The sequence below is a fragment of the Blautia sp. SF-50 genome (genome assembly GCF_900101315.1).
Classification (GTDB): domain Bacteria; phylum Bacillota; class Clostridia; order Lachnospirales; family Lachnospiraceae; genus Blautia_A; species Blautia_A fusiformis.
On sequence record NZ_FMUW01000012.1, the window covers coordinates 68,165 to 82,414 of the forward strand.

Below are 14,250 nucleotides of genomic sequence, written 5' to 3' on the forward strand. Positions count from 1 at the left end.
ATGAAAAAGATCGGGATTTTGACATGCCTTAATTCCAATGATGTGTGTACCAGGGCAGGATGTCTGTCTGCATTTCGGGAAAGAAGAGATTTTTTTTCCGGCTATCCGGAAGATACGATTCTGGCAGCTGTGATGACATGCAACGGATGCAAAGAAACCAATGCAAAAGAACCTGCTGAAGATGAGGGGATTTTGGAAAAGGCAGATCGGCTGGTCAGTGAAAAGATCAGCGTCATCCATGTCGGGGTATGCCGTCTGAATGAGGAAAAAAAGGAATGTCCGCGGATAACACAGATCTGCGGTCTGATAGAAGAACGCGGGATCAAAGTGATCCGAGGAACCCATAAAGAATAAGAGAAAACCGCCGTATCTTTCCGGAAATGCCGGAAATACGGCGATTTTTTTACAGAATGTTTCTGCGAAAATTTGTGTAAGTTCTGGTAAAACCAGACATATGGTGGTATAATAAGAACATTAAAAAAAGGCTCGGGTGCAGCGACCTCAAAAAACGCTGCGCTGCAGATTTACTGACAGAAAGTACAGCCGAACAGAAAGAAAGGATGGTGCAGTGTTATGAATTTAAATACAACAAAACTTGAAGAACTGCTCGCAACACTGAAGAAAAAAGAAGAAGAGAAAGATAAGAACACAGTCCTTTGGGTACTGGCGATCATCGGTGCTGTTGCAGCTGTTGCCGGTATTGCGTTTGCAGTATACCGTTTCTTCGCTCCGGATTATCTGGAAGATTTTGAAGAAGATTTTGATGATGACTTCGATGATTATTTCGAGGATGAGGAAGAGTAAGAACTTTCACTGCAGAGGCTGTTTTGAGCAGATCAGAATGGCTGTCTGTTATGTATGAATATGAGAAGCGGATAATTGAAGCCCCGGCGCGATACCGGGGCTTGATTTTTGAAGACGGACCGTGAAACGCTGCACTAGTTATAAAACAGAAAGAGGATTTATGAAAAAAGGTGAAATTTACGAAGGTATTATAGAAAAAGTGGAATTTCCAAACAAGGGTTTTGTTTGGGTCGATGACCAGAAAGTAATTGTAAAAAACGGAATTCCGGGACAGAAAGTCCGGTTTATGATCAATAAGAAACGTTCCGGCCGGGCGGAAGGACGTCTTCTGGAAGTCCTGGAGAAATCTCCGCTGGAGACAAGAGAACCTGCCTGTCAGGAGTTTCCGGCATGTGGCGGCTGCATGTACCAGACCATGAGCTATGAGGCACAGAAGGAGATGAAGGAACATCAGGTGAGGGAACTTCTGGATGGGGCAGTAAGAGAGAGCCTGGCTAAGATCGGGAAGAACGGTGATGGGACAGAAGAAGCTGAGGCTGCAGATCGTTTATATCACTGGGATGGGATCTACGGCAGTCCCATTGAGTTCGGGTACCGCAATAAGATGGAGTTTTCCTTTGGGGATGAGTATAAGGATGGGCCGCTGTCCCTTGGACTTCACAAGAAGGGAAGCACTTACGATATCCTGAATACGGATGACTGTAAACTGGTCCATCCGGATATGACGAAGATCCTAGTCTGTGTGCGGGAGTTTTTCCTGGAGCGTAATGCCAGCTTCTATAAAAAGCTGCAGCATGTGGGGTATCTTCGACATCTTCTTCTTCGAAGAGGCGTCACAAGTGGTGAGATCCTGGTCCATGTGGTAACCACCACCCAGGAAGAATATGATCTGGAGCCTCTGAAAGAACAGCTTCTTGCACTTCCGCTGGAAGGGAAGATCGTGGGGATCATGCACATTTTAAATGATTCTTTATCCGACGTGGTACAGAGCGACGAGACGAAGATCCTTTATGGAAAGGATTATTTCTATGAAGAACTTCTTGGACTGAAATTTAAGATCAGCACCTTTTCCTTTTTCCAGCCAAATTCCTTGGCTGCAGAGATCCTGTATTCCAAGGTGCGGGAATATGTAGGAGATACCAGAGATAAGGTAGTGTTTGACCTTTACAGCGGAACAGGAACTATTGCACAGCTTGCAGCGTCCGTTGCCAGCGAGGTGATCGGCGTGGAGATCGTGGAAGATGCGGTAAAAGCCGCCAGAGAAAACGCTGCACTTAACGGCATTGATAACTGCCGTTTTATTGCCGGGGATGTGCTGAAGGTTCTGGACGAGGTGCCGGAGAAACCGGATATGATCATCCTTGATCCGCCCAGAGATGGCGTTCACCCCAAAGCCCTTCCAAAGATCCTGGCTTACGGCGTAGACCAGATCGTATACATTTCCTGCAAGGTTACAAGTCTTGTGAGAGACCTCCCGGCATTTTATGAGGCAGGATATGAGATGACCCACGCCTGTGCAGTGGATCAGTTCTGCCAGGGCGTTCATGTTGAAACGGTTGTACTGCTTTCCCACAAAAAGCCAGACGGACATATCAACGTAAAAGTCGAGTTTGGCGAGGGTGAGGGCAAAGTTCCGCTTGATAATATTTCAAAAAGAGCAGAAGCGTACAAGCCAAAAGAGCGAGTGACCTACAAAATGATAAAGGAGTACGTAGAAGCTAAATATGGCTTCAAAGTACATACCGCATATATTGCAGAGGTAAAGAGAGATTTAGGATTACCGATGTACGATGCTCCTAATGCGGTGGAAGAATTGAAACAATCGAGGAAGCATCCGACGGCGGAGAAAGTGGAAGCGATAAAGGATGCGTTGAAGCATTTTGAGGTTATATAATGAAATTGTTTGTTATATAAAGGAATTTATGAGTGTTAATACTTAAGATAGTATGAAGGTGAGTTTGAATGGAATTTAAAACAGTAATTTTACGATTTAGAGATTTGGTAACTGAAAATAATGTTACTATAGCTAGACATAAAGATACGATTGATAAAAAGGGATATGTCTGGTGGGGGTGGTGGAATAAGGGGAATGAGAAGCTCCCATTTGAAGAATTCTGTGTGCTAAAAGGTGAAATTGCGAGCAAACCAAAATATTTTTATCTTATGGATTCGGGACAGGAAAAGTTGTATAAGGCTGAATGCCTTGATATAAAATGTTCTGGAAGCGATAAGATATTATCGCCAGAATTGGAATGTACCCCCAATTATTATAATGAACAAAAGTATTATGCATGGTTTAAATTTGATAAAATTGAAGAATGTGAGGCTGATGAAGTTAAGAATTATACATATGTGAAAGTAGATTCACTATTCGTAGAAAATCATTCTAATTATGAAAAATTTTATGGAAAAAGAGTTTATAATATTAAGGAAATGATTCAGCAAAACAGGACAATATGGTTTGTGCGGAACTATAATGAGAATGATGATTCTGATTATGAAATACAATTATTAAATTCTAGTGTTGTAGAGCCACATGACTTTAGTGACAAATATTTTGAAACTGGCAGTGACACTTTGTTATGGTTATCAGATTTGCATTTTGGAACAGATGATGTTTTTAAGGTTAAAATGGCAAAGGAAACAGATGTAACTTTAACTGCACATATTAGAAACGCATATAATGACCTTAACAAAGTGGGAGGCTTGATAATAACAGGAGATATCACATCACTTGGAAAGCCAGAGGGTTTCACCAAGGCAGAAGAATTTATTGTTGATTTGAATAGGAATCTTACAAGAAAACTTATATCTGAAAATATAATTTTTTGCCCTGGTAATCATGATTTTGTGCGTAAAAATGAGATGCTTGGCAATGGAGTTCCTGAGAAGGTTTCAGAAAACCCAGATAGTATCAGTGCATATAAGGAGTTCTATAGTTCGATTCATAATTTGAATCCTAATGAATATATGGCATGTGGGCGTAGATTATTAATGTCTACAGGACGAACTGTAGAAATAGTAGCTTTAAATAGTCTTATTTTACAGCAATATAAGGATTTTGAGGGACATGGATTTTTGTCAGATAAACAGTTAGAGTATGTTGCAAATAAAATGGGATGGGAAGAAAATGTTCAAACAAATTCTGTTCGTATTGTGATAATGCACCATCATTATATGCCAACTTGTTTGGTTGAGCAGGTAGATGTAAAAAAGCCAAGTAGCGTTGTATATGATGCTGAGCGTCTTGTACAGTGGTTAGCAAAATATGACATTAAGTTACTTTTACATGGGCATAAGCATCAATCCTTTGTTTCTAAAATAGGGCATTTTGATAACAGCATTTATGAAATTGATGAAGATAGAATGAAAAATATATACGTTATTGGAATGGGAGGGACAGGAGCTTTTAATTGTGAAAATAAGTTTTCTACATTGACATTTTGCAATGATCATATTGAGTTGAAATTTTTTAGAATATATGCTGATAACACTGAAACAGATAAATGTGTTCAAACATTGCGTATACCAATATAAAATTAGATGGAGGATAATAGATGATAAAGCTAGTAATTACAGATTTGGACGATACATTATACTCATGGATTGGCTTTTTTATACCAGCTTTTTATGATATGGTACAGGAGCTATCTCTATTAATTAACGTGCCTCAAGAGAAACTGTTGGAGGAATATAAAGCAATTCATCAAGAAGTAGGAAGTGTTGAGTATCCATTTGCAACTTTGAACCTCCCATCTGTTAAAAAGAAATATTGTGGAATTTCTGATGAACAAGTCAAAATTGAACTTAACCCTGCTTTTCATAAATTTAATTCTACTCGTAAAAAGTTATTAAAATTGTATCCGGGAGTAGAAGAGACTTTAAAATTTTTTTATGACAATAATATAATGGTTGTTGCATATACTGAGTCAGCAGAAGAAAATGGTTTTTATCGATTAAAGAAATTAGGGATTGATAATTATTTTAAGGAGGTATACGTATCTGATAGTTTGTATAAGCGCCCCGATACTATTCCATCATCTCCCAAAACACATATAGTACATGGCAAGAAACCTAATGCAGAGGTATTAAAAGAAATTTGTTGTGGGGAGAAAGTTTCTGTATGTGAAGCAGTGTATATTGGAGATAGTTTATCTAAAGACATGATGATGGCAAAACAAGCTGGTATTACATCAATATGGTGTGATTTTCCGAGAGACGATATTCGGGACCTATATAGTAAATTGGTAGCTATATCACATTGGAAAGAAGAAGATTTCCAGCGAGAGCAACAATATAAAAATGAGTGGAAAGAAAATGGATATATTCCAGATTATACTATTCATACTTTTGGAGAGTGCAGGGAAATTCTTTCTCAGATTAATAAGCGATGATTATATTGAAAAAGTTTATATATAAAGTTCATTGCTAAGGACTTCATATATCAATAGAAATACAGGCATTCATCGCAAATAGGTAGGAGTTCTCTTTCCTATGAATTGCCGCTTAGTTTCGAGCAGGCAGCAGCCTATCGAAAGGCTAACGGACAGTATGTAAGAAAAAATCAGTGGAGAGATACCACTGTAAGGGTATTCATAGACCTTGATTAACAGTTAAATACGATAAGCGTATCATTAGAAATAGTGGTACGCTTATTTTTTTGTCCCTTTTTGCAGATTTGTCCTTTCCCCTGCTTTCAAATATAATGAAGCTAAAGAAGTGGAGGTGTGCTTATGAGAGATAAATTTAATCATCTGTATTTGGATAGCCACGAAAGAAAACTTTTGATACATAGCCTTGTAGAGTTAAAAAATCAGCTTATTCAGCAAGGCAGATATACGGATTGTGTTGACGAGCTTATTTTTAAGGTCATAAATGCATCGACCAAGAGAATGAAAATTAAATATGTCTAAGGCATTTTACAAAGCCGCTTATTCTTATTGATTTTAAGAGTAGGCGGCTTTTTTGCGTTCTCTGGTAATGTTTACATAGCCACCTTGACAAAGTGGCTAAATCTATGCGAAAGGAGGACGCATCTATGTCAAATTGCAAAGTGATTGCTCTGACTAACCAGAAAGGCGGTGTCGGTTATGAAAAGTAAGTTATTATGCAAAGTGGAGCCCACACTTTGTTGATTATATAAAATATATGGGCCCTTCAGACTTTGCATAATTCGGAAATACTCCTTACAGCGACTTCAACCAATCGAGAAGGTCTTTGTCCTTTTTCCATGTCGGTAATTCATCAGATGCCGGGCTGCTGTAAGCCTCCATCAAAGCTTTCCGTTTCATCTTTTCATCTGCTCGTGCGTAGATTTCAGTTGTTGAAATGTCAGAATGACCCAGTAAATCTCTGATATAAACAAGATTGACACCAGATTGAAGCAGATCGCTTAGAAAAACAGACATTGAACCACTTGTAATTGAAGCTGTTAAAGAATTGGTAAGTGATAAATATTTTGCAAAAGAGATAGAAAAGCGTATTGGCGTACAGACCGATACCACTGCTATTGATAAGGAACTTGCCAATTATGAGAGCAAGCTGAAAGAAGTAGATTTGAATAAAGCCCGTCTGGAACGAGAGATTGATAATCTGCCTATTGATGCTCGTTTCAGAGAAAGAAAAATCCACGACATGACATTAAGGCTTGATGGATTGTATGATACGATTGTCGAGTTGGAAGAACGGATTGAAGATGCAAAGCTGAGAAAAAGTTCTATCGAAATGGAAGCAATCACTCTGGACAATATTTACAAGCTTATGCTGAATTTCGGAAAGCTCTATGATATAATAAGTGACGAGGAAAAGAAAAGCCTTATAACTTATCTAATAAAGGAAATTCAGATATATCCTAATGGAGAGTCAGAGATGCCTTTGAAGTCGATAGAGTTTAATTTTCCGATATATCGTGATGGACAAGAGGTAAGGCGGCTCTTGTGGGAAAAAGGTAATACCGTTGAGACGATTGTTCTTTTGTCCAAACTGAAACAAATGCCGGCATGAAGGTTTCCAATCTGTATATCTCACAGGTAAAGAGAAAATGCGGAATTGAGGTTGGAAAGAATTATAATTTACCTAAAAATGAAGATAGCAGGCAACCGCAGTGTCCAGAAGATAAAGAGAGTGCAATTGTGGAGGCATTGAAGCATTTTAAGATGAATAGTTAATAAAGAGAGGTCAGATGCTATGCCAGGTATACTCGTGGTTGAAGATGATGAAAATTTAAATCGTGGAATTACATTTTCACTGAAAAAATCCGGATATGAGGTTTTTTCAGCAGAATCAGTGAAAAAAGCGAAAAGAATTGCAAGTGATAATAATGTGGATGTTACCATTTGTGATGTGAATCTTCCGGATGGGAATGGACTGGAATTTGTAAGGTGGATGAGATGCAATTATAATACATACATTATTTGTCTTACAGCACTAGATCAGGAGATGGATCAGGTCATGGGATATGAAGCAGGGGCAGATGATTATATTACAAAGCCGTTTAGTCTTTCGGTACTTCTTTTGAAAATAGAAGCACATTTCCGCCGCAGACAGGAGAAAACGGAAGCCGGAAAGATGATTTCGGGAGATATCGTATTTATCGCAGGAGAAATGAAAGTCCTGATAAAGAGTCGTGAAATCAGTCTGACAAAAACGGAGTTGAAAATGCTGACTTTTTTTCTTCAGAATCCGAAACAGATTCTTTCAAAAACACAAATATTGGAAAATGTGTTTGATCTGGAAGGGGATTTTGTGGATGAAAATACAATCGCTGTCAATATCAGAAGACTCCGTGAGAAAATCGAAGACAATCCGGCTGCACCGGTCTATATAAAGAATATCAGAGGTCTTGGGTATATATGGAATCAGGAGGTAAGGCAGTGACAAAGAGATATCACAGGAAACTCACAGCAGCCTTGTCTTTGGTATTGCCGGTCATATTAGTGTTTGCAATATTAAATTGCTTTACCACGTATGTGTTTTATGAAGATTATAAATATAAAATGAATCTTATGACAGAGATTGCTGCAAAGGAAGAATTTTCCGGGCTGGATGCTGTTTCGGAATTGCTTAAGGATAAGGATATTGAAACTAACGAACAGGGAAGGCGATTATTGGAGCAATATGGATACTGGGGGAATAAAGGGAATGCATTTTATTCGCAATTCCGGCATCAGGTTATGGTGACCGGTGCTGTAAGCACTGTGATATGCGTGCTTCTTTTGACTTTTTTACTTTATTGGAAGAAAAAAGAAGATGCGTGTCATCAGAAAATTTTAGACCAGTTGGAAGAAATTCTGATCAGATTCCGTGAAAATAAATTTGATGATTTACTGAAAACGGAAAATCATGCAGAACTGGAAAAATTGAATGACCAGCTTGAAGCAATCGGACATCATATTCAGTTGATAAAGGAAGAAGCAAGGGCAGAAAAGGAGAACACGAAAGAAATGGTTTCTGATATTTCTCACCAGTTAAAGACACCGGTTGCAGCTTTGGATACATGTTTTAGTGTGCTGATGCAGAATGACTTAAGTGCCACAGAACAGGAGGAGTTTCGTATCCGTTGTCGGAGTGCTCTGGATGGACTGGAGACATTATTGCAGTCGCTTCTTGAAATATCCAAGATGGAAACTGGACTGATTCAGATTAATAAGAAAAAACTTCCGCTTATGGATACTGTCATATCTGCTGTGAACCGCACTTATCCTAAAGCGGATGAGAAAGAAATTGAATTTGTTTTTGACTATGAAAAAGAGCTGGAAACATGCACGATTATGCAGGATAAAAGGTGGCTTGGTGAAGCTGTGATCAACGTTCTGGATAATGCGGTCAAGTACAGTCCGTGTGGTTCAAAAATATTTATCCGGTTACAAAAAAGAAACGATCTTGTAAGAATGGAAATTGAGGATCAGGGAATTGGTATTCCGCAGAATGAGTATCACAAAATTTTTCAACGATTTTACAGAGGAAGTTCCAAGGAGGTCATGGAAAAGAGTGGTACAGGAATCGGACTTTTTCTATCGAGAGAAATTATCGAAAAACACGCAGGTACGATTACAGTAACCTCCGGCAAAAAGAAAAAAGGAAGCACGTTTGTGATTCAATTACCATATGTTGGTTAAATTTTAAGTGAGCAGAAATCTTACAATTCTGTAAGACTTCTGCTCGTTTTTTGAAAGTGAAATGAAAGATTGCCCTGATACAATTTGAATGTAGGATGAAAAATGACCAAATATATAAACAGGCAAAGAAAGCGTGCTGAAAAGGTCCGCTTTACAGAATTGAAAAGGAGGCAACACATGAGTGTGATATTAGAAACCAAGCAGCTTTGTAAGTTTTATGGCGCAGGTGAGAATCAGGTCAAAGCGGTCAATCAGGTGGACATTCAGATTGAGCAGGGAGAATTTGTCGCAATTGTTGGAAAGTCAGGTTCCGGTAAAAGTACATTACTTCATATGCTTGGAGGGCTAGACACCCCGACAAAAGGCAGTGTTACTTTAGCAGGGAAAGATTTATACAGGATGAAGGAAGATGCCCTTGCTGTTTTCCGCAGAAGAAAAATCGGATTTGTTTTTCAGGCATTTAATCTGGTTTCATCTGTTAATGTCTGGGAAAATATTGTACTGCCACTGGGGCTGGATGGAAGAAAAGTGGATGAAGCGTATGTAAATGATATTATTGCAACTCTGGGGATTGAAAACCGGATTTATAATCTGCCAAATCAGTTATCCGGAGGACAGCAGCAGAGAGTAGCAATTGCAAGAGCACTGGTGAATCGTCCGGAAATTATATTTGCAGATGAGCCGACAGGAAATCTTGATTCTAAGACCAGTGATGAGGTAATCGCTCTGCTTAAGATGACAGCAAAAAAATATGGACAGACAATTGTAATGATTACCCATGATGACGAAATCGCACAGGTCGCTGACCGTATTCTGGTGATTGAGGACGGACAGGTGGTGGATTTCAGATGAAGGCAATAAGCAGGATTGCATATAGCAATGACAAAAGGAACAGGACAAGAAGTATACTGATCATGATGGCAATCTGTCTGACCACGATGCTGCTTGTTATCATCAGTACTGTGGGAAATGGGGTAATTCATTTACAGAAAAGTCAGGCGGCAGGATCATATGGAAGCAATTATGGTCTGTTTGTTTCCGCAGACGGATCGCAGTTAAAAGAAGTAAACCGCCGTGCGGAAATAGATGCTACAGGCACTATGTGCACCGAAGGTATCATAAAAGGCAATGAAAAAGGCGGGTTTGTCTGCATGGATGAGACTGCAAGAAAAATGCTTCCTTATAATAAAGAATATGAGTTGAAGGAAGGAAAGTATCCGGAAAAAATGCAGGAAATTGCCGCAGGAAGAGCATTTTTTCGTGCAATGGGTTATGGTGATGTAAAGATCGGAGATACGGTTACACTGGATTACCGCGCAGGGATGCAGTCAGAATATAAGCCGGAAGAATTTGTTGTCAGCGGAATCCTATATGATCGGGATGAGTATACCATCGAGGCATCTTATGTTGCTTTCGGGTCACAGGAGTTTTATGATGAGCACGTCGCAGAGAATGACAGACAGTATAATATCTATTTTACGTTAAACGATTCTGCAAATGTATCAATGAATAATATTGAACCGGTTATAAAGCAGATTGCAGCAGCTTGTGGGATCGAAGAAAAAAACGTTATAGTCAATGATCTCTATTTGCAATGGGTCTTGCAGCCGAGTTATGAAACGATTGCGGTATGCGGGGTTTTGATTCTTGCAATTGTACTTTTCTCTGTTGTGGTCATTTATAATATTTTTCAGGTCGGTATTGCCAACAAGATACAGGAGTATGGAAAAATCAAGGCTCTGGGAGCGACAAAAAAGCAGATGAAACAACTGATCTTCAGAGAGGGTATGTTTTTGACAATTTCTTCAATACCGGTTGGATTGCTTCTGGGCTTTCTGATTGCAAAATGCGGTTTTAACTGGCTGGTAGAACAGGGGAATCTTGTATCAACCGGAACTGACTCTATGGGAGTCCAAAATCAGCAGGTGTCACTGTTTTCCCTGCCTGTTATGCTTCTATGTATTTTCGTATCATTTCTTACCGTTGCTTTGGCACTGCGTAAACCAATGAAAATTGTTTCACGGATTTCACCTATCGAAGCAACACGGTATTTAGAAAATGCAGAAACACACAAAAAAGGAAAACGAAATGGCAGAAAAAATGTCACCGTGTTTTCTATGGCAATGGCAAATGTAACGGGTAATCCAAAAAGAACCATTGGTACTATCCTCACACTGGGGCTTTCCTGCGCATTGTTTGTGATTATCTCTAATTATGTGGGAAATATTGACACGGAGCATGAAGCACGTCTTTCCGTTAATCATGGACAATTTGAACTGCAGCTTGACTATTCTGCTGAGTACGATGAAAGATATCCGGAGAATAATCTGGATACGATTCTGACGGATAATCCATTGAATGATTCAATGATTGAAGAAATCAAAAGCATTCCAGGAGTGACAGATGTCATGACGAGAGAGATTGTCTCTGTAAATCTGAACGGAACAAGATTTCCGGCTGATATTGTGAGTAAAAATGATTTTGATTTTATGCGCCAAGATGGGGATATTGGCTCTATGGACTATGATCAGGCGGTAAAGAATGGTGAAATTTTCTTTGGTTGGTTGATGTGGATGGAACAAGATGGATATGCTCCGGGTGAATCCATTGCATTTGACTTTGAGAATGGAAGTGAAACCTATACCTATCAGGGAAAGATTGCAGGATCCTTTGTAAGCGCGGACACTTATCTTGTCATTCCGGAAGGTGTATACCGTTCCATGAATCCGAGGGGAACAGCCTATGGCTATCTGTGGGTGGACTGTGATAAAAAAGATGTTGCATCTGTGGAACAGAGTCTGAATACTTTGATTTCTAATACTTCGCATATAAAAATGGATACCTATCATGCACAGTTACAATCTGCAGAATTCACAGCTCGCATGATGAAGCTTGGCTGTTATCTGTTTATGGCGGTTGTAGGACTCATCGGTTTTATGAATATGGCAAACACCATAATCATGAATATTACGACAAAAAAGCAGGAATATGGTGTATTACAGGCTGTGGGTATGACAAATAAACAATTAAATTTATGTCTGCAGTTACAGGGAATGATGTTTACGGTTGGTACCATATGCGTAGCTTTGATCATTGGTCTGCCGCTCGGCTATGCACTTTTTTCCTATGCAAAACATAATGGAATATTTGGAATGAATATCTATCATGTTCCAATCGTACCAATTTTTATTATGATTTTTTTGGTCGGTCTGTTGCAGATTGTACTTTCCTGCGTTTTAAGCAGTAATCTGAAAAAGGAAACGCTGGTAGAAAGAATAAGGTATCAGGGATAGCAAGTAATATGTAATGAACTAGGTCTTAACGAATAGGAGAAATAGATAACTTATGAGCTTAAGAAAGATCATATTGATGCAGATAGCATATACGGATTTTTAGGTGCTTTTAATGAAGGGTATTCAGAATGTACGGATGCAGAAAAGAAACAGTTCATGCAGGCATTTATTGAACGCATTGATATATTCCCGGAAAGACAGGAAGATGGAAATTGGATTCAGAATATTAAGTTTCAGTTTCCAGTACTGATCATTAAAGAAGGCAAGGAAGTAGCATAAATCAAGGGGATTTCTTTGGACAAGGAGAAATCGGATGAGCATATGATTTCCTTGGAAAAGTTATCAACACTTGAGACGATTGTTTTTTTGTCCCAACATCGAGACAAGAGTACTTGTTTCGATGAACGCGGCAGTCGGCAAATCGAGATGCAAGCATCTCAGCTTGCCTCGTTGCTCGCGCAAAAACCAGATGACATGATAGAGAGCGACTTAGACTTAGATGAGCTGGATACAACCAGAGCTGAGTTGAAAGCTCGTGATTAGAGGGAATGTGTCAGATTGGTAAATGGTATTCGTAATATGGCAGAAGAGATTGTGTTAAAAGAATTGGTGTTCTAAAGCGTGGAAAGCTCCTTCGGGAGCTTTTTGCTGTTTATAAGATAAATTCTGTCGGAGATTTATTATAAAACATTGCTTTACAAGAAGAATAAAAAAGCATATAATTCTTTTATAATATATTTAATAAAAGAGGGTAAGAAAACGGAAAATAAAGATAAAAAAAATATAACAAGAAAAAGAATAATTAATTATGTGCTGAACAATCATGTTACATCCAAGGCGGGAATCGCAAAAGAATTAAACTTGAGTATGCCGACTGTGTTAGCAAATGTGAATGACTTGTTAGAAAAAATGGTGTTGGAAGAAACTGGGGAATATGCTTCGACCGGTGGACGAAAGGCAAAAAGTATAGGGATTAATAAGTCATACTGTCATGCAATGGGAATTTTGATTACAGCGAATCATATAGAAATGGTATTAGTAAATCTTGGAGATGAGATTATAAAAAAAGATCGCATCCGTTTAAAATTTACGGCAGAATTATCCTATTGTACAGAAGTGGCACAAAAGGTCAAAACTTTTCTTGAAGGCGAATTAGCGAAGGATACGCTACTTGGGATTGGAGTGGCGATTCCGGGAATTATTGATCAGAAAGAACGGATCGTTTTAAAATCCCATGCTTTAGGTATAGAGAATTATAGTCTGCGCTTTTTAGAGCAGGCTTTGGAAATTCCAGTATATTTTGAAAACGATGCTAATGCTGCAATGCTTGCAGAAAAAAAGCAAAAGTATCCAAATGCGATATATCTGTCTTTGAACCACACCTTAGGAGGCGCATTCTGCATAGATGGAAAGCTGTTTCGAGGGCAGAACCAGAAAGCAGGTGAGTTTGGTCACATGATACTCGTTCCCGGTGGAAGAAAGTGTTATTGTGGTAAATCAGGATGTGCAGATGCATATTGTGCTGCAAGTGTACTGACACAAGATAACAGGCAGTCACTGGATGCATTTATGGAAAAAATTGAAAGTGGTGATGAAAAAAATTTGCAGACATGGAATGCGTATCTGGATCATCTTGCTGTTTTGATATCAAATCTGCGGATGGCATATGATATGGATATCATACTCGGAGGTGATGTGGGAGGTGTATTGTCAGATTATATGATACCACTGGGAGAAAAAGTGATGGCATATAATGGCTTTGAGCATGATGTTTCATACTTGAAAAATTGTTCGTATAAGAAAGAAGCGTCGGCTGTTGGAGCTGCGAAATATTTTTTTACAAAACATATGGCAGAATTGTAAATTTTTTGAACGCAGATAAGCAGTCCACCGCATCTGGTGCGCAGGGCATCAAGCGTTGGGTAAGGGGATGTTCACTCTGTTGGAGTTAAAAGCTCCCACTGACAGGTTGCAAAGCGAATGCGGATGTCCGATTTATATGTGTGAAAAACAAGAAGTTGTGTAAAATTAGAAAA

General features: G+C 38.9%; 13 protein-coding genes and 1 pseudogene. 13 read left to right on the top strand and 1 reads right to left on the bottom strand.

The window, feature by feature from the left end; genetic code table 11:
• The 6 genes from BLP57_RS09375 to BLP57_RS18250 all read left to right on the top strand — a co-directional run bounded on the left by BLP57_RS09375 (position 1) and on the right by BLP57_RS18250 (position 5,717).
• Positions 1-354: a CGGC domain-containing protein gene (locus BLP57_RS09375; protein WP_044961569.1), complete on the top strand. Its 354-nt coding sequence runs from the start codon at positions 1-3 to the stop codon at positions 352-354.
• 219 nt (positions 355-573) lie between these two features.
• Positions 574-804 carry a hypothetical protein gene (locus BLP57_RS09380; protein ID WP_015526073.1) on the top strand — a complete coding sequence of 77 codons (231 nt, stop codon included), beginning with the start codon at positions 574-576 and terminating at the stop codon, positions 802-804.
• A gap of 160 nt (positions 805-964) precedes the next feature.
• Complete coding sequence (gene rlmD / locus BLP57_RS09385; protein ID WP_092071197.1) at positions 965-2,698, top strand: 23S rRNA (uracil(1939)-C(5))-methyltransferase RlmD; 1,734 nt, start codon at positions 965-967, stop codon at positions 2,696-2,698.
• Between the two features lie 68 nt (positions 2,699-2,766).
• Positions 2,767-4,341 carry a metallophosphoesterase family protein gene (locus tag BLP57_RS09390; protein WP_092071200.1) on the top strand — a complete coding sequence of 525 codons (1,575 nt, stop codon included), beginning with the start codon at positions 2,767-2,769 and terminating at the stop codon, positions 4,339-4,341.
• A 20-nt stretch (positions 4,342-4,361) separates the two neighbouring features.
• Positions 4,362-5,198: an HAD family hydrolase gene (locus tag BLP57_RS09395; RefSeq protein WP_015568757.1), complete on the top strand. Its 837-nt coding sequence runs from the start codon at positions 4,362-4,364 to the stop codon at positions 5,196-5,198.
• A gap of 339 nt (positions 5,199-5,537) precedes the next feature.
• Positions 5,538-5,717, top strand: coding sequence for a hypothetical protein (locus tag BLP57_RS18250; protein ID WP_092071204.1), 180 nt, complete (start codon positions 5,538-5,540; stop codon positions 5,715-5,717).
• A 273-nt stretch (positions 5,718-5,990) separates the two neighbouring features.
• Here BLP57_RS18250 and BLP57_RS18880 read toward each other — a convergent pair whose 3' ends face one another.
• A complete protein-coding gene (locus BLP57_RS18880; protein WP_092071207.1) occupies positions 5,991-6,212 on the bottom strand; it encodes a tyrosine-type recombinase/integrase in 222 nt (73 codons plus the stop codon).
• Between BLP57_RS18880 and BLP57_RS09410 the strand changes: the two are divergent.
• The 7 genes and pseudogenes from BLP57_RS09410 to BLP57_RS09450 form a co-directional block, all read left to right on the top strand.
• Positions 6,193-6,971, top strand: a pseudogene (locus BLP57_RS09410) (recombinase family protein); the annotation flags it as partial. The gene BLP57_RS18880 and the pseudogene BLP57_RS09410 sit on opposite strands and share 20 nt — an antisense overlap.
• Positions 6,972-6,990: 19 nt before the next feature.
• Positions 6,991-7,680: a response regulator transcription factor gene (locus BLP57_RS09420; protein ID WP_008120506.1), complete on the top strand. Its 690-nt coding sequence runs from the start codon at positions 6,991-6,993 to the stop codon at positions 7,678-7,680.
• Positions 7,656-8,921, top strand: a complete 1,266-nt coding sequence (locus BLP57_RS09425; RefSeq protein ID WP_092071210.1) for a sensor histidine kinase — start codon at positions 7,656-7,658, stop codon at positions 8,919-8,921. The genes BLP57_RS09420 and BLP57_RS09425 overlap by 25 nt, the downstream gene beginning before the upstream one ends.
• A gap of 177 nt (positions 8,922-9,098) precedes the next feature.
• On the top strand, positions 9,099-9,773 hold the full coding sequence (locus tag BLP57_RS09430; protein ID WP_006426335.1) for an ABC transporter ATP-binding protein: 675 nt from the start codon (positions 9,099-9,101) through the stop codon (positions 9,771-9,773).
• Positions 9,770-12,214 (top strand): ABC transporter permease, encoded by a 2,445-nt coding sequence (locus BLP57_RS09435; RefSeq protein WP_092071213.1) that lies wholly within the window; start codon positions 9,770-9,772, stop codon positions 12,212-12,214. The genes BLP57_RS09430 and BLP57_RS09435 overlap by 4 nt, the downstream gene beginning before the upstream one ends.
• 294 nt (positions 12,215-12,508) lie before the next feature.
• On the top strand, positions 12,509-12,757 hold the full coding sequence (locus BLP57_RS09445) for a hypothetical protein (RefSeq protein WP_242872592.1): 249 nt from the start codon (positions 12,509-12,511) through the stop codon (positions 12,755-12,757).
• 147 nt (positions 12,758-12,904) lie between these two features.
• On the top strand, positions 12,905-14,077 hold the full coding sequence (locus tag BLP57_RS09450) for an ROK family protein (protein ID WP_330389409.1): 1,173 nt from the start codon (positions 12,905-12,907) through the stop codon (positions 14,075-14,077).
• The last annotated feature ends 173 nt before the right edge of the window (positions 14,078-14,250 follow it).

Coding starts and splice junctions, on each gene's coding strand:
- BLP57_RS09420 (WP_008120506.1), top strand. CDS start 6,991: ATGCCAGGTATACTCGTGGTTGAAGATGATGAAAATTTAAATCGTGGA.
- BLP57_RS09425 (WP_092071210.1), top strand. CDS start 7,656: ATGGAATCAGGAGGTAAGGCAGTGACAAAGAGATATCACAGGAAACTC.
- BLP57_RS09430 (WP_006426335.1), top strand. CDS start 9,099: ATGAGTGTGATATTAGAAACCAAGCAGCTTTGTAAGTTTTATGGCGCA.
- BLP57_RS09375 (WP_044961569.1), top strand. CDS start 1: ATGAAAAAGATCGGGATTTTGACATGCCTTAATTCCAATGATGTGTGT.
- BLP57_RS09435 (WP_092071213.1), top strand. CDS start 9,770: ATGAAGGCAATAAGCAGGATTGCATATAGCAATGACAAAAGGAACAGG.
- rlmD (WP_092071197.1), top strand. CDS start 965: ATGAAAAAAGGTGAAATTTACGAAGGTATTATAGAAAAAGTGGAATTT.
- BLP57_RS18250 (WP_092071204.1), top strand. CDS start 5,538: ATGAGAGATAAATTTAATCATCTGTATTTGGATAGCCACGAAAGAAAA.
- BLP57_RS09380 (WP_015526073.1), top strand. CDS start 574: ATGAATTTAAATACAACAAAACTTGAAGAACTGCTCGCAACACTGAAG.
- BLP57_RS09390 (WP_092071200.1), top strand. CDS start 2,767: ATGGAATTTAAAACAGTAATTTTACGATTTAGAGATTTGGTAACTGAA.
- BLP57_RS09395 (WP_015568757.1), top strand. CDS start 4,362: ATGATAAAGCTAGTAATTACAGATTTGGACGATACATTATACTCATGG.
- BLP57_RS18880 (WP_092071207.1), bottom strand. CDS start 6,212: ATGTCTGTTTTTCTAAGCGATCTGCTTCAATCTGGTGTCAATCTTGTT.